Source organism: Bacteroides salyersiae WAL 10018 = DSM 18765 = JCM 12988 (assembly GCF_000381365.1).
In the GTDB taxonomy this organism is placed as follows: Bacteria; Bacteroidota; Bacteroidia; order Bacteroidales; family Bacteroidaceae; genus Bacteroides; species Bacteroides salyersiae.
This window is the reverse complement of sequence record NZ_KB905466.1, coordinates 1,572,930-1,592,118: the sequence shown is the minus strand read 5'-3', so window position 1 is coordinate 1,592,118 and position 19,189 is coordinate 1,572,930. Positions and strand designations below refer to the sequence as shown.

General features: G+C 39.0%; 16 protein-coding genes. 9 read left to right on the top strand and 7 right to left on the bottom strand.

What is annotated here, in order from left to right:
* Nucleotides 1-8 precede the first annotated feature (8 nt).
* Complete coding sequence (locus tag HMPREF1532_RS06080) at nt 9-2,282, bottom strand: TonB-dependent receptor (protein WP_005926336.1); 2,274 nt, start codon at nt 2,280-2,282, stop codon at nt 9-11.
* A 232-nt stretch (nt 2,283-2,514) separates the two neighbouring features.
* On the opposite strand from HMPREF1532_RS06080, the gene HMPREF1532_RS06075 reads away from it, so the two are divergent.
* On the top strand, nt 2,515-3,417 hold the full coding sequence (locus tag HMPREF1532_RS06075) for a mechanosensitive ion channel family protein (RefSeq protein WP_005926333.1): 903 nt from the start codon (nt 2,515-2,517) through the stop codon (nt 3,415-3,417).
* 124 nt (nt 3,418-3,541) lie between these two features.
* Here the strand turns inward: HMPREF1532_RS06075 and HMPREF1532_RS06070 are convergent, their stop codons facing one another.
* The 3 genes from HMPREF1532_RS06070 to HMPREF1532_RS06060 form a co-directional block, all read right to left on the bottom strand.
* A complete protein-coding gene (locus HMPREF1532_RS06070) occupies nt 3,542-3,781 on the bottom strand; it encodes a hypothetical protein (RefSeq protein ID WP_005926331.1) in 240 nt (79 codons plus the stop codon).
* 234 nt (nt 3,782-4,015) lie between these two features.
* Nucleotides 4,016-5,377 carry an MATE family efflux transporter gene (locus tag HMPREF1532_RS06065; RefSeq protein WP_005926328.1) on the bottom strand — a complete coding sequence of 454 codons (1,362 nt, stop codon included), beginning with the start codon at nt 5,375-5,377 and terminating at the stop codon, nt 4,016-4,018.
* Between the two features lie 5 nt (nt 5,378-5,382).
* Nucleotides 5,383-6,315: a lysophospholipid acyltransferase family protein gene (locus HMPREF1532_RS06060; RefSeq protein ID WP_005926325.1), complete on the bottom strand. Its 933-nt coding sequence runs from the start codon at nt 6,313-6,315 to the stop codon at nt 5,383-5,385.
* Between the two features lie 614 nt (nt 6,316-6,929).
* Here HMPREF1532_RS06060 and HMPREF1532_RS06050 point away from each other — a divergent pair.
* Nucleotides 6,930-7,703, top strand: coding sequence for a class I SAM-dependent methyltransferase (locus HMPREF1532_RS06050; RefSeq protein WP_005926318.1), 774 nt, complete (start codon nt 6,930-6,932; stop codon nt 7,701-7,703).
* A 116-nt stretch (nt 7,704-7,819) separates the two neighbouring features.
* Here the strand turns inward: HMPREF1532_RS06050 and HMPREF1532_RS06045 are convergent, their stop codons facing one another.
* From HMPREF1532_RS06045 to HMPREF1532_RS06035, 3 genes are all read right to left on the bottom strand, one after another.
* Nucleotides 7,820-10,393 carry a glycoside hydrolase family 84 protein gene (locus tag HMPREF1532_RS06045; protein WP_005926315.1) on the bottom strand — a complete coding sequence of 858 codons (2,574 nt, stop codon included), beginning with the start codon at nt 10,391-10,393 and terminating at the stop codon, nt 7,820-7,822.
* An 863-nt stretch (nt 10,394-11,256) separates the two neighbouring features.
* Nucleotides 11,257-12,108, bottom strand: coding sequence for a toll/interleukin-1 receptor domain-containing protein (locus HMPREF1532_RS20535; protein WP_005926312.1), 852 nt, complete (start codon nt 12,106-12,108; stop codon nt 11,257-11,259).
* Between the two features lie 11 nt (nt 12,109-12,119).
* Nucleotides 12,120-13,214, bottom strand: a complete 1,095-nt coding sequence (locus HMPREF1532_RS06035; protein WP_005926308.1) for a PDDEXK nuclease domain-containing protein — start codon at nt 13,212-13,214, stop codon at nt 12,120-12,122.
* Nucleotides 13,215-13,924: 710 nt separating this feature from the next.
* Here HMPREF1532_RS06035 and HMPREF1532_RS06030 point away from each other — a divergent pair.
* The 7 genes from HMPREF1532_RS06030 to HMPREF1532_RS21720 all read left to right on the top strand — a co-directional run bounded on the left by HMPREF1532_RS06030 (nt 13,925) and on the right by HMPREF1532_RS21720 (nt 19,171).
* Nucleotides 13,925-14,536 (top strand): TetR/AcrR family transcriptional regulator, encoded by a 612-nt coding sequence (locus tag HMPREF1532_RS06030; protein WP_005926305.1) that lies wholly within the window; start codon nt 13,925-13,927, stop codon nt 14,534-14,536.
* Nucleotides 14,537-14,634: 98 nt separating this feature from the next.
* Nucleotides 14,635-15,741: a tyrosine-type recombinase/integrase gene (locus HMPREF1532_RS06025; RefSeq protein ID WP_005926302.1), complete on the top strand. Its 1,107-nt coding sequence runs from the start codon at nt 14,635-14,637 to the stop codon at nt 15,739-15,741.
* 80 nt (nt 15,742-15,821) lie between these two features.
* Nucleotides 15,822-16,214, top strand: coding sequence for a hypothetical protein (locus HMPREF1532_RS21730; protein ID WP_005926299.1), 393 nt, complete (start codon nt 15,822-15,824; stop codon nt 16,212-16,214).
* A gap of 378 nt (nt 16,215-16,592) precedes the next feature.
* Nucleotides 16,593-17,426, top strand: coding sequence for an Imm26 family immunity protein (locus HMPREF1532_RS06015; protein ID WP_005926294.1), 834 nt, complete (start codon nt 16,593-16,595; stop codon nt 17,424-17,426).
* Between the two features lie 97 nt (nt 17,427-17,523).
* Nucleotides 17,524-18,372, top strand: coding sequence for a hypothetical protein (locus HMPREF1532_RS06010; protein WP_005926291.1), 849 nt, complete (start codon nt 17,524-17,526; stop codon nt 18,370-18,372).
* A gap of 97 nt (nt 18,373-18,469) precedes the next feature.
* Nucleotides 18,470-18,862, top strand: a complete 393-nt coding sequence (locus HMPREF1532_RS21725) for a hypothetical protein (protein WP_005926288.1) — start codon at nt 18,470-18,472, stop codon at nt 18,860-18,862.
* Between the two features lie 63 nt (nt 18,863-18,925).
* Nucleotides 18,926-19,171 carry a hypothetical protein gene (locus tag HMPREF1532_RS21720; RefSeq protein ID WP_244266406.1) on the top strand — a complete coding sequence of 82 codons (246 nt, stop codon included), beginning with the start codon at nt 18,926-18,928 and terminating at the stop codon, nt 19,169-19,171.
* Nucleotides 19,172-19,189 lie beyond the last annotated feature (18 nt).

Sequence of the window (19,189 nt, the reverse complement as noted above, 5' to 3'; positions counted from 1 at the left end):
GGGAGGTTTTAGAATCTGACGGTTATGTGCGCCAATACATTGGTTCCCGCCATTGGATAGAAACGAGGGTCGTAAGAGATGACCGCTTTCTGATTCTTGTCGCCTCCTTCGTAGACGGCGGCATTTTGCGAATAACCGTTCGTCTCATATCGGGTGTTGAAGAGGTTATAGATTGTGGCACCTACGGTGATCTGTTTCACGGATGGCAGTTTAAAGCTATACGCCAGACTGAGATGGTTTACAAAATAGGGATCGAGAGAATTCTCGTCTATACCGAAGTTATCGAGATACTGGCGGCTGACATACTGTGATTGCAAAGATGCATCAAAGCCTTTGTTGTTGAAACTGATCAGGCTGTTCCCCATGAACGACGGGGAAAAGGAGATCGGAGTGTCGCCGGCATAGATGGCCGTTTGTGTATAGAGTTCTTTCCAGTTCTGGTTATAGTCGCTCATATAGCCGGTATAATTCTTGATCCGGTTCTTGCTCCATGTTCCGTTGAGATCCCAGCGTAACCAGTCTGTGATGCGGGCGCCCAAAGAGAGTTCTATACCCATACGGTAACTGTCTTTTACGTTTTCCGCCATTGCCTCTCCGATGTCGTTTACTTTTCCGTTCAGCACCAGTTGGTCGGTATAATCCATATAATAGAGATTTACACCGGCTGTGAAACGGCTGTTGCGGAAGGTATATCCCAGCTCGTAATCCAGCATTTTCTCCGGACGGGGAAGCTCGTCGAAGAGCCCGTCGGTATAGTTGTTGCGGGTGGGTTCTTTCTGCGCGACCGCAAAGGAAGCATAGGCGCTGTGATTCGGGTTGAATTGCCAGAACAAACCGGCTTTTGGGTTGAAGAAACTGAAGTCTTCGTTTACGTTCAGGCATTGCAGGTGTCCCGGATCGGCCGTCCAATCCCATTTGTCATTGTCTCCTTCTATCTTGTAACTGATGTATCGGTATTGCAGGTCGGCATAGGCATGCAGCCCTTTTGTAATTTGGTAATTGGCTTTTGCATAGATGTTTCCGTCTGTTTTGCTGCCATTGTTACGATAGTATTCGTGGTCCGGATTCAATGGTTCCGTGTAGTTCTTCACCCATATTACCTTACCGTAGTGGTCATTACTGTAATGATTCAATCCTCCTCCTAAAGAAGCGCTTAATTTTTCATCTTTATAATCGACTGAGAATACCCCGCCGCCGAAACCACTGTCCACCAGTTTCTGACGTACCAGATTGGTTTTGGTTTGGGCTTCTGTATTTTCCGAAAGATAGAAAGGCTTTAATCCGTACTCTTCCAGTGTACGTCCGTTTTTGTATTCTTGATAATATCCGAATCCGTCGGTGTAGTGCAAAGCGATGTTCAGATGCCATTCCGGTGAAAACAAGTGGTTGAATATCAATTGATAATTCGTCTGCTCGTAATTGTCAGTCTGGTCGTCATAGAAGCCGATAATGTTTCCTTTGTTCAGGTTATCGTCTTTGATGGCTCCATTCGGATTATACGTCCGGTCTGTTTTCAGTTGTTCCCGGCTGATACCGTCCCAGGCATGATAGGTTTTCTCTTTGCCACCGAAAGCGATCAATTTCAGTGTGGTGTTTTCACCGTAATACCCTCCTTGCAGGAAGTAGGATTTTAAGTCGGATGTGGCGCGGTCGCGGTATCCGTCGCTTTGGATATTCGATATGCGGGCATCGAAAGCCCAATGATTGCCCAACAATCCCGAACCGACACGCACGGTCTCTTTATGTGTATTGAATGAACCGTAAGAACCGGAAACTTCGGCATAGGCTTTGGAGGGGATACCGGCTGTACGCAGATTGATGCTGGCGCCGAAAGCTCCTGCACCGTTGGTTGAAGTTCCTGCTCCACGTTGTATTTGCATGTCTTCGAGTGAAGAAGCCAAGTCCGGTGTGTTTACCCAAAAAATGGAATGACTCTCGGCATCATTCATCGGGATCCCGTTGGCGGTAATGTTGATGCGTGTGGCATCTGTTCCGCGTACACGGATGCTGGTGTAGCCTACTCCGCTACCGGCATCTGATGTGGTGAGTACCGAGGGGGTAGCCGTCAGTAGAAACGGAAGGTCGAGCCCGAAGTTCTGTTTCTGAATCTCTTTTTGGGAAATGTTGCTGTATGCCACCGGAGTCTTAGAAGTGGCACGGGTGGATACTACCTGCACCTCTTGCAGGTTGACTACTCTCAAACTGTCTTTGGCACTGGTCTGTGCAAAGGCATTTGCGCTGGCTGCCAACAGGAAGACGGCAGCCGATAAATTCTTTTTCATTTTGCAGTTTATTCGTTCTCTACGCCGGCATTACCCGGTTCAGGTATTATGGGTATGTTCTCAGCCCGTCATGTTAAGGCACCCCCTATCTCGTGAAATCGCCGGCAAAATTAGTGCTTTCAGACGAAGAAAGCAAAAAAACTTTTATATTTGCTTGGAACAAAGTAACTTTGCAACTTGTTAAGATTGAATTAAAATCACGATTTATTTACTTAAAATAATAAACTAAATTATGCTACTATTACAAGTTACTCAGGCTGTTGCCGACTCTTTACAGGTTGCAGCCGACAATTTGGATCAGGCTATTGCGAATGCGGATGGCCTTGATAAGTTGTCTCTTATCACTCAGCAATTGCTCGATGCCGGTGTGCATGCCGGTGCAAGTATCTTAAAGGCGATACTTGTTTTCATAGTAGGTCGTTTCCTTGTTTCGATGTTGAACAAGCTGACCGCCCGGATGATGGATAAGCGACATGTGGATATAAGTATCAAGACATTTGTCAAAAGCCTTGTCAATATCCTGCTGACAGTTCTTCTGATTATTTCGGTTGTCGGTGCATTGGGAGTAGAGACTACTTCATTTGCTGCATTGTTGGCATCTGCCGGTGTGGCCATCGGTATGGCTTTGTCGGGTAATCTTCAGAACTTTGCAGGAGGGTTGGTCATCTTGTTGTTTAAACCCTATAAGGTGGGCGATTGGATTGAAAGCCAGAGTTTCTCGGGTACTGTGAGGGAGATACAAATATTCCATACTATTCTGACTACAGGAGATAACAAACTGGTTTATGTACCGAACGGTTCATTGAGCAGTGGTGTGGTGACGAATTATAATACGCAGGAAACCCGCCGTGTGGAATGGGTATTCGGTGTGGATTACGGTGAGGATTATGACAAAGTGGAACGTGTGATACGTGAAGTCTTGGCAGCCGATAGCCGGGTATTGAATACTCCGGAGCCTTTTATTGCCCTTCATGCATTGGATGCAAGCAGTGTGAACGTGATTGTTCGCGTATGGGTAAAGACCGGGGATTACTGGGGTGTTTATTTTGATACGAATAAGGCTATTTATAATACTTTCAACGAAAAAGGTATCAACTTCCCGTTCCCGCAACTTACGGTTCATCAGGGAAATTAAATTTGTTGTATATATAAAAGACGGAGCCACGGCAGGTGCTATAACCTCCGTGGCTCCATTTTTTTGAAAATAAATAAGGGGGGAGCCCTTCTTTATGACAACTTATATTTTCTGTTTTAGGACGTTAACACACGCCGAACTCTTCTTCTATCTCTTCTGTTGCATCTGTTATGCCCAGAAGTTGGTTCATCTTTTTTCTTTTTTCCAAGTCTGTAAAATAAGTCTCCACCACTTTGTAGAGGTCGAAACAAGAGGTAGACCCGGCTGCCATATCGAGAGACTCTACCATCTTTTCTACTGCTTGATGGATTTTAGCTTTATCAATCAGATGCAGCTCATTACTGTGAATTAGATATTTTTCCATAACCTCAATGTTTTTATTGTTTATGCTATTATAACATACCGGGTATGGAGAAAGTTCAGTTTCCGGAGCTTTTGGGTATATACGGACTTTTTGTAAAATCATTTATGACTTCGTAACGATCGGTTTACTTAATCATTACAAGATAAAGTCTCTCTTTAAACAAAGTTATCAACAGGTTAATTTATTGATATTCTGTCTGTTTGTTGGTTTTCTTGTTTGTTATTCACAACCCGGTTAACTGGGTTGTGAATAACAAGGATGAGTTGTTGATCTTTTATCTTTTGTGTATCTCAAATACCATATACATATCAGGAGTGATACGATTGTTGAGAGCGGGGGTGCAAATCCCATGATAAACAGTGAGGAACTGTCTATTTGGCTGAACCAGTATGAAAGCGGAATACGAAACAGGAAAGTCGCTATCAAACTGTGTATCATTGGAAACAGTGAGTTGCCTTGCCCGCTGAAATAAGAATTGATACAGAACACAAAGCTGACGATGACACAGTCGATGCTGTATCCTTTCAAATATTCTGCTGCCATCGATATTACCGCAGGGTCTTTGGAGAAAAAGGCCGTAAGTGTTTCCGGCAAGAATTGCGAGTACAGGCAGACCGTAACTCCGAAAATGAGAGCGAGCCCGATGCCGGAAAGAAGGCATTGGTTCATTCTCCGTATGAGTCCGGCACCATAATTTTGTGCCGTCATTGTGGCTACGGCAGAGGATATGGCCATTGGGGGCAACATGGCAAAAACAATAATTTTCTCGACAACACCCAAAGAAGCTGATGCGATGACTCCCATCTGGTTCACAATAACAGTGATTATCAGAAAGGAGACATTGATCAGTGCATCTTGTAATGCAATAGGGGCACCTAACGCCAGGATTCGTTTGGATAGGACACCGTTCAATCGGATGTCGCGGCGTGTAAATTCGAAATGAAAACCTTTCCGGTGAAGGAAACAGAGTGCGGTGGCAAAACTGACCCCTTGTGCCGTCACGGTGGCAATTGCTGCTCCGGTGGCTCCGAGATGGAAATACCCGACTAATATAAAATCGAGAACGATGTTGATGATACATGCTAACGCTATGAAGTAAAGGGGCGTTTTTGAATCGCCCAATCCACGCAGGATACCGCATACCACATTGTATCCTATAATGAACAGTATTCCGGTGGAGCACACTAAGATATAACTTTTAGTGTCGGACATCGCTTCTGTCGGGGTATGCATCCATTCTGCTATCTGACTGTGAAGAAGTATCATGAGCAGGGTCAGTATGATACCGGTAATTGAAAACAGCCAGATGGAGGATCCGATGGTTGAAGCCACTTTCCGGTTATCTTTGGCACCGGTTGCTATGGCAATCAGTACGGTAGTACCTGTTGTGATGCCGAGGATGATACCTGTAATGGTTTGCATCACCTGGCTGCCGATCGCTACGGCTGCTACTCCTGCCGAATCGTCATATTGTCCTACAACAAAAAGGTCTGCTCCTCCATAGAGTGCCTGGAGGATATTGGCTACTAAGAAAGGTACTGCAAATTGGAGCAATACCTTTGGAACGCTTCCTTGTGTCAGATTTAACTCTTTCATCAATCTTACTCTTTCTTATGTGTGAATTGTCTATACCAAACTATGATCTCTTCCCGTGTCCGTATCCATCTGTCGTGTGTCCACAACCAGTAGGAGGGAGCTTTATTGATAGTACATTCCAATTTGCGCATGAATAAGTCGGTGACTTCATAATCGGCATGCTGTTGTATATCATTTACCATACGGCTGATTGTGCATCGGTAGTATCCTCTCCGGGTACGTTCCATCTCTGCGTAAAAGATAAGTGCATCCACATGTTTACCCATCTGTTCGGCACCGGTGAATACCGGTGTTTCCCATTGGAAGAAATAGCTCCAATGATATTTTCCACTCCACAGGGGTGCCTGGTCGGATACAAAGGCGATTATTGCCTTCCGGGAATTCTCTTCCAACTCGATGATCCGGCGGATCGTATCTTTTATAGCGATGCTTTTTCCACCTAACCGATTTCGTAGTTTCAAAAGGATTCTGTCAAAAATCTTATTCTTTAACGGATAATAGATATAGCCATTGACCATTTTTGAGTTATGTTCTTGTACTTTAGTGGCCAACAGTGACAGCCATTCCCAATTGCCGTAATGTCCCATGTAGAGGAAAGCGAAATTTTTGTTTTCATTTTCTAATTCACTTACCATTTCGGGTAATCCTTCAAAAGCCATACGTTTGTTTATTCCTTTCTCTGTGATGGAGCATAGCTTGATCGTTTCGACAAACTGGTCACACAAAAAAGCATAGAATTTCTTTTCTATGGCGAGAATCTCATTTTCTCCTTTTTGGGGAAAAGAGATGCGGAGGTTGTTACGGACTACTTTTCTTTTATATTTAATAATGTGATAAAGCAGAACATAAAACAGGTCTGATATCCGGTATAATACCCAGAAGGGAAGTAGGGATACCATGTAGCAAAAGGAGTATGCGACGAAGTATAGGATAGTCATAGCACATTATTTAAATCGTTATACATGAGGACGTATAGAAGCTTGGAATGAACTTGACAGTCATTGCTTTTACAAAGGCAAAGCTTGGCTTCGCAGGTGTTGTACTGTTACTGGTTACCTTTTTCATTTCTTTAAATATTTAATTTTCAGTTTACTCTATACCGTTCTGTCTTATTCTAAAAAATGATGCCGGATAAGACGAATGATTTTCCACCATTCATCTTATCCGGCACTATGACTATTGTGATAATGCCCTCCGATGAGGAATTATATGTCTGTCTTTATTTTTGCGGTGCAAAGTTGGGCATTGTTTTCGTGACAACCAAATTCCGGAATGTCTTTTTTAAAGGAACTAAATTTTTCTACTTTTATCGTTAGATTTTGCCGGAATAAAAAAGGTTCTTATCTTTGTGACAGTTAAAAAAGTTTGGATGTTTAAATTTAAGAAGGATTCCGTGAAGTAAATAACCTTTGTGCTTTCTGCTTAAGGTTATCCGTTATTTGACTTAGGCATGTTCTTGTCAGAGTTATTTTCATATTTATATATCAATTAATCAGCAATAACCCTACGTGGGTATTGTCCTTTATTTTTTTAATTATAAAATTAAAACATCATGAGTAACGAAAATAAATCAATTCACGAATTCGACTTTAATTTAATCTGTGAATATTTTGCCAGTGTCGAACGGCAGGGACCCGGTAGCCGGGAGGTGACTCTCAAGGCTCTTAGCTTTATTGATAATCTGAATGAGCATTCTCGTATTGCCGATCTTGGCTGTGGTACCGGCTGGCAAACCATCCTGTTGGGTGAGCATGTTCCGGGAGAGATTTTTGGTCTGGATTTGTTTCCCGATTTTATTGATATTTTGAATCGCAATGCAGGGTTGCATCATTTGCAAAATCGGATAAAAGGCATTGTCGGGTCAATGGACGATCTGCCATTTGAAAAAGAGACGTTGGACTTAATCTGGTCGGAAGGGGCAATCTACAATATCGGTTTTCAGCGTGGACTGAATGAATGGCGGGAATATTTGAAGAAAGGTGGTTACGTAGCTGTTTCGGAAGTTTCATGGTTTACCGACTGGCGTCCTGCGGAAATTAACGACTTTTGGATGGATGCCTATCCCGAGATTGATACTATTCCCAATAAGGCCGGTCAGATGCAAAAAGCCGGTTATGTTCCTGTTGCCAGTTTTATTTTACCGGAAAACTGCTGGATAGAACATTTTTATGCTCCTCAAGTGGAAGCACAAGAAATATTCTTAAGGAGATATGCTGGTAATAAGGTTGCTGAAGATTTTATTGCTAATCAGCGGTATGAAACTCAATTGTATTATAAATATAAGGAGTTTTATGGGTATGTGTTTTACATTGGGAAGAAAATATAGCCAATACTGATGGAGAAGTATTTAAAATTGATTTCTTAGAGGAAGAAGGTGTGTTAAAAGGGGAGTTTTTAAACATCCCCTTTTTTGATTATCTTCTATTGTTTTTTCTATTTTAATTATTCTGATTCGGCAATAATCTCGAATATTTCTGCCGCTCCCTCTATGCTGACTTTTGCTACATCTTTGCCGGATAACTCAATCTTGGCATAAGGAGAGTCGATTGATGTTTCTGACACGAGTTTCCCTTTTACATCAAACTGTTTACATTTCAGTGGCATCGGAAGTTCATTCATTAGCAGAGTATATGCTTTCGTGCCTTTTGCTACTTCGAATTCCAGGCAATCTTGGTCCTTGGATTTGAATGATGTACCTAAGTTCTTATCAAATGCATAAAGTGCCTGTTCTGGATTTTCTGTTTGCAACTTGAATCTTAAATCCTCTATGCGAAGTGGATTTACCTCAAACGAGCGGATGGAAGCATAGTTTGTACGTTTGGAATCCAATCTTCTCAACCGGACATAACGGGCTTTTACAGCTCCTCCTTGCCATTGGATAATATATTGTTGTTTTAACTCTTCTGTCAAAGGCTTCCAAGTCTTTCCGTCTTCTGAACATTCTAATATGGCGTGGTCGAAATAATCGACATCATCCACTGAATTTCTTCCTTGGAGGATGGATATCTCAGATACATCACGGATGGTTCTTAAATCGACACCAATCCAGTCTCCGGCTTTTTGAGCCATGCCGGAAGTATAATAAGTAGTGGTGTCTCTGTCAAGCATCAATTTGGTCTGGATTGTACCGGAATTTGCGAACGAACCGATACCTTTGTAATCCATCGGAATCTCACCGCTCAGTTTTTTCAGGAATCCATGTGCCATGTCATCCATCGTATTTTCGTAAAAAGGTTGTAATTTCATGGTGCCCGACTTATGAGCATCGTAGTTCTTACGTTCCTCTTTCGTCATTAGGTTTTGTACGAATTTACTCCAGAAGAGTGCGTCATCCTGGTTGGAACGATAGATACGTGCAAGTTCTATAGCCCGCTTTCCTCTCGTTCCCAATTTGCCGAATTCTGTCAACCACGGACGCAATTCTTTCAGTAACTTCTTGTTGGTACATCCTTTTTCCAGATTGGCGGGTACGTTTTCTATCTTCTTGAATTCTTCTTCTAAGGCTTGTGCGGTTTCCTCCGTCCAATCAGTAAGTCGGAATGTTTTTGTTTCCCAAGATTCGTCACGGCGATAACCGGTTTCCGTATCACTTGAGTGGATGGCAAATCTCCGGTAGTCCTCTCTTGCTTGCGGTATTAGTTCGCTCAACCCTCTTTCCCAGTTGTCGATTGCATTGTAGGCTGCCATATTCCAAGTGTAGTCAGCTACACCATATAGTGCCAGTTTGGAAGCCTCGCCATGTTCCATTGGGTTACTGATGACTCCACAAACATCTTTTTCTGTTAATGAGGTGTTTAGGCCATAAACCGGACCTTGCAGGAGAATGTTGCGCACATAATCTGTCACCGGATAGTTCCACCAGAAATATGCAGGACGCTTGATTCGTGAGTTTACAAATTCCAATGTCTCTTTTGTCAGGTCGCTACAGACTACATCGCCTGTCCAGAATACTTTTATTTCCGGATACAATGTTTTACCGTAAATGGCAAGACTTCCTTCCGGAGTCGGATTTGCCCAAAGTTTGGAATAATCAGTCGGGCATACCGTGAGTGGAGTGATATCACCTTTTACCTTCACAAAATCATCGGTCAACCTATTTAATAGTTCAGTCTGTTTCAACGGGTTAGTTCCTTCCCCTGAGATGTCATCGAAAAAAATAGCAAAGTGGCGTACGCCGAGATCGTACATCCCATTGAATTTGTTGATTAAGTTGTTATAATCTTCTTCATTCCATTTGATATCCTGTCCCGGGTGAATGGCCCACACGAAATCTACGCGGTTCCGGTTACAGGCCTCAATCAATTGCCGGATGTTTTTGGCTTCTTTCTCCGGATAGGGGAGACGCCAGTTAGGGCAACTGTGATAAGGATCGTCTTTTGGACCGTACAGATAAGTGTTCATCTTGAATTTTCCGTAGAAGTCTATTAAAGACATCCGTACTTCGTGTGACCATGGAGTGCCATAAAATCCTTCTACTACTCCACGATTAGGCAAGTCCGGATAATCGTTGATTTCCAGGTAGGGCAATTGTCCGTTTACGGTTGCCGGGCTTTCTGCTAATTGCCGTAAGGTTTGAATACCATAAAATGCACCTCTTTCATCATAACCGATAATGGAGATACCTTTAGAGCTGATAGTTAAGGCATAAGCTCCCGATACTTCTTTTACATTTTGTGTTGCCGCTACTTTCTTTCCAAAATCAATAGACAACTTTATACCTTTCTTATTAAGCGTAACAAACTCCAGATCTTTTGTGAATTTTTTCTGTTTGTCTTTCAATATGAATCCTTGGGAAATATTCAATTTACTATTTCCGTTAAATACCAGCTTTTGGGGAGTAGGATTAATGATTATTCCCCGGTGGTCTACTTTCTCCCCGGGCACTGCCAAAACATCTTGTTTTTCTGAACGTTGGGAAGACAGATCGAAATTAGTCTCTTGCGCCGATAGATTACCGCACATCAATATACATGCAATTCCTGCATACAGTGTGTTTTTGTGATTTACCATTTTCATGTAGTATATATTTAAAATCAAATTTCGTTTGAGCTTTATTGCCGTTAACTTTCTGTGGATAACTGAAAGTCTCTTAATTATAATACAATTGAGCGTTCTGGGATATGATAATAATTTTGTTTTTTTAGTATTTGCACTTAATTTATGCTATGATTAGCAGATGATGTGCAAATATATCGGATTTTCACTCTATTAAAAGTTGTCTTAAATCAAAATCTGAGTTGTTTTTATTACAAATTCCGGTCGGATATGTTTTTCTTGCTTGCATTGGTTGTTGTATCTTATGGATATTTAGTTCACTCCTCTACGAGAAACGACTCGGAACTCTACGAGAATCGATGTGTTTGTCTACGAGAATCGAGTCGATTCTCGTAGAGGAAATGGAGGTTTTTATAATTTATTGATAATTAGTTGATTGTGTGGATCTTCGTATGTCTTGTATTTTCAATATAAAAAACTTTCTTTTTATACTTTTTCTTTGACTGTACTTTAATCTGAAATCGAAACAGAACGTTTTTGTATTATGGAGAGAAGACGAGAATCCGGAATGGGGGAGTAAAGCCGTAGGGTAAGAAAAAAGCCCCTGAAATTCAGAGGCTTAATTTTATTTCAGTGATCCGCTTGGTTCATGAACCAAGCGGTATATTCTCCTATAAATCAATATCTTTGGAGTTATAAGCTTTGTACCTATCACGTTTTAGTCCTAAAAAACTGTCCACTTCTGTCCAGTGCCTGTCTGCTTATATCTTGGGTTCAAAAGAATACATTCTTTTAAAAATACGCAAGTCTTTGATTATTAATATTTCAACTTAGGTGCAAGCTATATATACATATATATATATGCTTGCACCTTGCACCTAAAATTAATATTCGTAAATATTGTTACTCCACAGTTTTGTAATTTCTATTATTTGTTCTTCTGACAAGATAGTTGTTGAAGGTATTTTACCAATAGAGAAGGTCACCAGTACTTTAGTTATTTCTTTTTTTATTACTAGATCACTAATGTTGTGCTTATGGATAAATTCTAGATAGCAACTGTTCATAATTTCCCATGTTTGTATCTCTCTTTCAGGTCTAATATCCAATTCATAGTTATATATACTTTCATTGAGAGACATGGATAAATTCTGTCCGATTCCATAAAATATAGATTTAGCTCGAACTAGTAATTGTTTAGATAGTATACTGTTTCTTTCTTTGGGATGTTTAAGTTCACTTCTATTTACAACGACTGATTCACTATTTGCTATTAACTTTTTAAATGAAATGTAGCGGCATAAATCTTGATAAATATCAGGTCTAATAACTTTCAATAGTTTTATTGTGAGCTGTCTAGTTGATTCTTTAGATGAGTCTAATGCAAATTTATCAGATAGATAGAGTGAGTATTTCCGTATTTCTTCTTTTGTAATGTTGTGCCAAATAGGAAGTATAATTTTTTGTCCATCGATTTCTTTGGAGAGGAGAGATCTGTATTCGTAATCAGTCCATCTCTTTTTTAAAAAATCAGGAGATATAATAATAATACCGAAATTTGAATATATTAATCCTTCATCAATAGATTTAGATAGGCTGTCCCCTACATTTAAGGAAAATTCATCATACCAAACTTTTAGATGAAATTTTTGTAATTCTGTTGTTAATTCTCTAACAATACTATCTTTATCCTCTGATGCATGAGATATAAAAGCATCCCATTTTTTATTTTCCATGAAATATTATATTAGTTTTCTACTAATTTATTCAATTCCTCCTCAACTTCTTCAACTGTTGGCAGCTTGCTTTTTAAGTTTTCAGGTAATAGTTCCTTTACATTAAACTCGCTAACCCCAATTGGAGAGGATATATTTTGTAATGCATATTCTACTTCAATCCTATCTTTATCTCGACAGAGTAGCATCCCTATGGTCGGATTATCATATTCTCCTCTTAGCGTGTTGTTGATAAGGTTTTGATAGAAGTTTAGCTGTCCCAAGTGTTCAGGTTTAAAGTTTCCATTTTTAAGCTCTATAACGACGTAAGCTCTCAAAGGTATATGATAGAACAAGAGGTCGCAGAAATACTCCTTGTTGTTCAAGTTCAAACAATATTGCTCCCCTACAAATGCAAACCCTTTACCCAATTCAAGAAGAAACTGGGTGATGTGAGTTACAAGTTGTTTTTCTATATCCCGCTCTCGTGCTTTTTGAGATACAGACACAAAATCAAACCAATATGGGTCTTTTACTACTTCCTGTGCCATATCCGCTGTTAGGGTTGGTAAGGTGTGCGAGAAGTTTGTTTGTCCTTGTCTGTAATGTTCGTAGAATTGTTGCTTGAACTGATTTTCTAAAATGCTTCTGCTCCAACTGTTAGATAGAGTTTGATGTGCATAAAACAATGCTTCTTCTATATTTTGAGCTTTGCTAATTATCACCTTTTGGTGTCCCCAAGGAATATCAAAGATAATCTTATAATTATCAGCTATTTGTAATTGTCCCTCAACTTGGGGGACAATTGAATTATTGGGTGAAATATGCATTTGTCTTGCATAAAACTCATAAAAATTCTTACTGTAGTATAGGTTCTGACGAGAAAAGCCCTGCATATCAGGAAACTCATTGCGCAAGTCTATTGAAAGCTTGTTTATTACCTTATCACCCCAATTTTGTTCTTTCAGTTTTAGAGAGATTATTTGTCCTAACCGCCAATAAAAGTGTATCAACTCTGTATTAGCTGTTTTTATCATTCGTATTTTAGTAGAACGAATTTGCTGTTTGATGGCTTTTAGCCACTCTATATATTCACTATCTATTGTAATAATAGGATTATCTTTCATGTACTTTTGTTTTTTGCAAAGGTAGACAATTAAATATAATGATAGTATGTTTTTGAAATACATTCTTTTAGCTTAGTAGTGGTGAAAGTTCATAGAACACTTCTAAAGTATTCCTTTGAATTGAATAGTGTTATGCTAATGCTTGGTTCCGAAAATCTGTACCTGCTAATATTGCGCAAATTGTATCTGTTTCTATTTACTACTACTGAGGGGTATTCCTTTTTACGTGAATGGATTATTAAACGAATGAATGTTTAGGAATATCGTTTGATAAATATAATGGGGGAGTAAAGCCGTAGGGTAAGAAAAAAGCCCCTGAAAATCAGAGGCTTAATTTTGTTTTCAGTGATCCGCCTGGGTCTTTAACCTATCCGGTTCACTATCCTAAATATCAATATTTTATCTATCCTTACCCTTTTGAGGGGGTACGATTTGGATACTAACTTTTTTATAGGTTTCTGTCTGCTTTTGGCAGATGTCTGTCTCCATTTATCTTGGGTTCAAAAGTACGCAATCATTTTGAATTATGCAAGTGTTTGATTATTAATATTTCAACTTAGGTGCAAGCTATATATATAAATATATGCTTGCACCTTGCACCTAACTTTTGACTTGTCCTAAAATAGCTTTACAGAATGTTTTATTAGCTGCTAATAAAACAGGAGAAAAAGTGTATCTTCGTGATTGAAAATATAAAATCTGTATGTGATATGATAACTAACCGGGATGAAGTGCTGGAAAACGCATTTAAAGTTTTTGTGAAGATGAACTATGAGAAAGCGAGCTTTACAGAAATTGCCAAAGCCTGCGGGCTGGCAAGGACTGGCATTGTTCATTATTTCCCTCACAAACAAGACTTGTTTGTGGCTGTGGTGGATAAATTCATATTTCAAACACATCACCCGAAAAATAAATTCGATAGTACTGAATGTACGCTGGCAGAGTTTATCGAACAGTATATAAAGGGGGTAAATATCACCATGAAACGGTTGGTGGAACTTATGGACGATGGCAATAATCCCTATGGATGTAGCCCTAATTTTTATTATTACCACTTTTTTACGCAAGTTAGAATGTACTACCCTGATATTCAGGAAAAGACTGCACATTTTTTCAAACAGGATTACGACCTTTGGATGAATATCATACAGAAAGCAAAGAATAACGGAGAAATACGCCCCGATACGGATGTTAAAAGGGCTGCTACCATGTTCAGACAAATGTATTTCGGCTTATCATACGAGCAGGCTTATTTAAATGGGCTTGATGTGGAAGAACTGGCAAGCAATTTTCGCTATATATATTCATTATTAAAAGCGTGATTTTCATTTTTTACTGATTTGGGTCAAATAAAAACGAATGAGCGTTCGTTTTCTTGTTGTTTTCCCTATCTTTGGAGCATGAACCTATTTTCAGCAACATGGATAATGTACAGAAACAACGGGAAAGCATCGTCTTGTACAAAGAAATAAGAAATGGACAGGACTACATAGGGATAGATTATGCAAACAGTCAGGCTATTGCCTTGGCTTTATCCCAAGATACCGAAATCGAGATGGACGGAAATGGTCGCGCCTATGTGCCGGCATCTACATTCCGACTTCCTGTTTTTTATGAACGTTACTCTCCCCATGCCTATATTGATTACAACCGGGTATATATTCGGCATCCGAAACCTAAACGTGAATATATACGACCTAAAGGTTATCTGGAACTGCTGGAACAAAAACGGTACAGTCCTTCTACCATAAAAGCCTATAAAATCTATTTCAGTGATTTTATGGAGTACTACAAAGGGCGTGACCTCGACCTGCTGACAGTCGAGGATATAAATACCTATATGCTCTATATGGTAAAGGAGAAACATATATCTGCCACCCAACAAAATATGCGTATCAACGCAATTAAGTTCTACTACGAAAAGGTCAGAAAGGGTAAACGGCAATACTACGGCGGGATTGCCCGTGTCAAAGAATATAAGGCTTTACCCGAAGTGTTGAGCCGGGAAGAAATGAAAAACATCTTTACACAGATAACCAACCGGAAACATCGGTGCATGATTTCCTTGATATACTCTGCCGGATTACGGCGTAGTGAACTTCTTAACCTGACCCCGAAAGATATTATTAGTGAACGGATGCTGATTAAGATAGCTGGCAAGGGGAAGAAATGTAGATACTCTCTACTTTCAGAAAAGGTACTCAAAGAACTAAGGAGTTATTACAAAGAATATAGACCACAAAATTGGCTTTTTGAGGGCGAACAGGCAGGTGAACAATATTCACCCAGCGCATTGATGAAAATATTGAAAGAAGCGGCAAGAAAAGCCGGAATAAAACGCCGGGTACATTTGCACATGCTCCGGCACACTTTCGCTACCCATTTGCTGGAACAAGGGACTGACCTAAGAACTATTCAAGAACTTATGGGGCATAACGATATAAAAACAACCTCTATTTACCTACACGTGTCGAATGCTTACAAAGCCAAAATTCCTAATCCGTTGGATAGTTTGGATAATGATTAAGTTACGATTTAATAGAGAATAGGAACTACACCACAATGTGTAGTTATTTAATACATTAGCTACCATAAAATTATAATTGAATGAGAAAGTATAAATACACCAAAGAAACATTAGATGTAGCACTGCAAGGACTACAATCCGAAGATGTTGCGGAACGAAAGAAATACATAAAATTTATTTCCAATGCATCACGTAGTGAATTGTTCGGCAAGACGTGTGATACAATTAATGTACAAAGCTGGTTCTTATCACTAGAAAACCGGGAAAAGTTAATAAATGCTGTACGCCAAGAAACTGAACCAAAGTTACTTTGGGAGTATCTGTTAATAATAGATTCAGTATGTGACAGGTATATAGATGCTTCCTTTTATACCAAAGATTTTGCAAAAGAGCCATTATGTGTTGAGTTCAAACAACGGGCTTATGAAATAGCGAAACAATATTCGAAACATTCAAGTGCAATAGTCAGGTAAATGTCTGGTTTCATAATGGGCTACATGGGAGATAATGACGTGTGGGACATTTTTTGCGATGTTATGGCAAAGAAAAGAGACTACCTTACAATCAGTCACATAACACTGGGTATAGTATGGTTTTGTACTAAAGTAAACGTAAATGACGGACAGATATTTGGTGGAACTATGACAGAACACCAACGAACTAATATTCTCAATAGCTTACAATCAGTCTATGAACACTCCTCGAATAGAAGTATTGAGGGAATGTGCTTAAGAACGATTGGAAAACTGTCCAAAACAAAAGAAGTAGCTAACGAGCCAAGATAGCTGCTGAACGCAGCCCCTTGTCAACCCATTACCAGCTATTAAGGGGTAGTGATAAATTGGAATGATATGGATGAAATAGTAAATTACGGAAATATAGAAATTGTACTTCCAAATGAAACGCTTGGATGTTTTTTAATCTTCCAAGATTTGGTAAATGTTTTTGGAGTGACATATCAATATGAAGCGGTTGGCTTATTAAAAAGCGAATTGAAAAATTGTGTGGATTTAAAACCCAAACCGAATATTGATTATGAAGCAGACAATACCTATATTGAAAGTCGAAGTGCAGATACAATTTTTAAAGTGGTGGAGATTATAAATAATCTGACAATAGAAAAGCTTAAAGCCTATCTATCCAACGATGAAAAGCGGGAAATTCTCAAAAAACTAAAAACGTGGAAAAGACCGAAAGCTGCGAAATGGAAAGTCGGAGATGTATTCAGCTTAAAACTGAAAGATGAAACATTCATGTTTGGGCAAATTATTGACACGCATTTGACGCATAAATCGCCAACCTGCTGCCTTTTTGAAATCAAAAAGAAAACAGACCAAGTAACATATAAAGAATTAATAGAAAGTCGAATCATCTCCATTGAAAATACAGACAACGAATATTTAAGTAATAAGACATTTAAGATACTATTTAATGTAGCCCCTCTCGCAAATGCGAAAGTGTCAAAGAAAAGAATTATAGGAGACTCAACTTTGTTGAACTTATGTAATGCGTATTATGGCTTAGAGCCGTGGAATGTATTATATGATGCCACATATTATGACAAAATGTTATTTGGCGGTATCAAACGCCCAAAAACAGTTTTGTTATTGGATGAAAAAGAGCGAAATAAATATCGGTTAGAACATTTTGGAATAAATGAAAATAATGAACGAATAGGTAAATGATAGCTGGTGACAAGCCAAGATAGCTGCTAAACGCAGATACTTGTCAAACCATTATAGACAACTAAAGAAGAACCCAACAGAATAGAAAGTATCAAATATGAAAAAGAACTCTTTTGACAAGGTTATTGATAAAAATTTGAATAAATATATCAATTTGCCTCTTGAAGAACACGAATACCTTCAAGAATTTTATAATAATCCTACGGTTAAAATGCAAGATTATTATAAATGGCGTTCTGCCAGTATGCTTTGTTTTGGAATACATTATTATTCGTTTTGGTATAATCCTAATGAGGAAGATTTCAAAGGGATAATAGATGCGTTTGCAATGACATATATTGTACATATCATGTATTTGTATGATAAAGAAAAGAAATACATGAGAACCTTAGTTGAAGGTGTCCCTTTGTTTTTATCTATTCTTTCTTTTGGAAAAGAACAGGAGATAAACTTAATGTTCCACGCAATAATAGGTTTAATCCGTGATGCTTTGAACAAAAAATGTTCTATAAATCATCAAGATCGAACTTTGCAGGAAGCATTCTTGCTATATGACGCATATACCAATGCCGCAAACCATGAGATTTGGAAAGAATATATAACCAAACCGCTTATTCAAGATTATCAACGTGGATTTGATATCATCCTTTCTGATAATGAAGATGAAATAAACTCGGTTCTTTCTGACATGATGAAACACCACAGAAAAACGGCTCACATAGAGTCGTTTATAAGTAATGAATTTTATTCTACTGAATGGCGTGTGTTTCCAATAGAAATTATTGCACTTATGCGTTATCGCTATTTGCAAGGAAAATCTATCGACTTTATAGAACATGAAGTGTTGTCAAAATTCATTCCATATTTAAAAAAAACTGAATATACCTTGTCACCAAAGATAGAAGCAGCTAAAACAAAAATATATGAGATACTTTCTTTGAGTTAGTTCTCCTTATTTAGAAAGTGAGTTCATAACGAGGTCGAGATAGCAGCTAAACGCTGTTCCTCACCAAACCATTAGCTACCATAAAATTATAACTAAAATGAGAAAGTATAAATACGCCAAAGAAACATTAGATGTCGCACTGGAAGGACTACAATCTGAAAATGTAGTGCAGCGAAAGAAAAGTGCAAGATTTATAACTATGGCATCTTGTAGTGAGTTGTTCGGCAAAAGGTGTGACACATTAGGCGTACAGACTTGGTTTTTATCTTTAGAAAACCGGGAGAAGTTGATAAAGGCTTTACATCAGGAAACTGAAGATAAGTTGCTTTGGGAGTACTTATCAATATTGTATTGGGTGTGCCGAAGGTACATAGATCACTCCTGTTATGCCAAAGATTTTGCAAAAGAGAAAGCTTGTGTGGAATTTAAACAACGAGCTTATGAAATGGCAAAACAATATTCGCACCATTCAAGTGCGATAGTCCGGTAAATGTCCGGCTCTATAATGGGATACATGGGAGATAATGGCGTATGGGATATATTCTGTAATGTTATGTTGAAGAAAAGAGATTTTCCTACTATAAGTCATATTACAATGGGAATAGGACACCATTGCGCTAAAGTAAACGTAAATGACGGACATATATTTGGTGGAACTATGACAGAAAATCAGCGAATGGATATTCTAAATAGTTTGCGTTTAGTATATCAAAAATCTTCAAACAAAAGCATTAAAGGAATGTGTTGGAGAACTATTGAAGAACTGGAGAATACAAAAGAGGTAGCTAACAACGCATGATAACGCCTAACAGCGTTC

Bases quoted from the DNA above. Each gene is read 5' to 3' on its own strand.
- HMPREF1532_RS06015 (WP_005926294.1), top strand. From the start codon at position 16,593: ATGGATGAAATAGTAAATTACGGAAATATAGAAATTGTACTTCCAAAT.
- HMPREF1532_RS06035 (WP_005926308.1), bottom strand. From the start codon at position 13,214: ATGAAAGATAATCCTATTATTACAATAGATAGTGAATATATAGAGTGG.
- HMPREF1532_RS20535 (WP_005926312.1), bottom strand. From the start codon at position 12,108: ATGGAAAATAAAAAATGGGATGCTTTTATATCTCATGCATCAGAGGAT.
- HMPREF1532_RS06050 (WP_005926318.1), top strand. From the start codon at position 6,930: ATGAGTAACGAAAATAAATCAATTCACGAATTCGACTTTAATTTAATC.
- HMPREF1532_RS21730 (WP_005926299.1), top strand. From the start codon at position 15,822: ATGAGAAAGTATAAATACACCAAAGAAACATTAGATGTAGCACTGCAA.
- HMPREF1532_RS06030 (WP_005926305.1), top strand. From the start codon at position 13,925: ATGATAACTAACCGGGATGAAGTGCTGGAAAACGCATTTAAAGTTTTT.
- HMPREF1532_RS06080 (WP_005926336.1), bottom strand. From the start codon at position 2,282: ATGAAAAAGAATTTATCGGCTGCCGTCTTCCTGTTGGCAGCCAGCGCA.
- HMPREF1532_RS06010 (WP_005926291.1), top strand. From the start codon at position 17,524: ATGAAAAAGAACTCTTTTGACAAGGTTATTGATAAAAATTTGAATAAA.
- HMPREF1532_RS06025 (WP_005926302.1), top strand. From the start codon at position 14,635: ATGGATAATGTACAGAAACAACGGGAAAGCATCGTCTTGTACAAAGAA.
- HMPREF1532_RS06065 (WP_005926328.1), bottom strand. From the start codon at position 5,377: ATGAAAGAGTTAAATCTGACACAAGGAAGCGTTCCAAAGGTATTGCTC.
- HMPREF1532_RS06060 (WP_005926325.1), bottom strand. From the start codon at position 6,315: ATGACTATCCTATACTTCGTCGCATACTCCTTTTGCTACATGGTATCC.
- HMPREF1532_RS21720 (WP_244266406.1), top strand. From the start codon at position 18,926: ATGTTGAAGAAAAGAGATTTTCCTACTATAAGTCATATTACAATGGGA.
- HMPREF1532_RS06045 (WP_005926315.1), bottom strand. From the start codon at position 10,393: ATGAAAATGGTAAATCACAAAAACACACTGTATGCAGGAATTGCATGT.
- HMPREF1532_RS06070 (WP_005926331.1), bottom strand. From the start codon at position 3,781: ATGGAAAAATATCTAATTCACAGTAATGAGCTGCATCTGATTGATAAA.
- HMPREF1532_RS21725 (WP_005926288.1), top strand. From the start codon at position 18,470: ATGAGAAAGTATAAATACGCCAAAGAAACATTAGATGTCGCACTGGAA.
- HMPREF1532_RS06075 (WP_005926333.1), top strand. From the start codon at position 2,515: ATGCTACTATTACAAGTTACTCAGGCTGTTGCCGACTCTTTACAGGTT.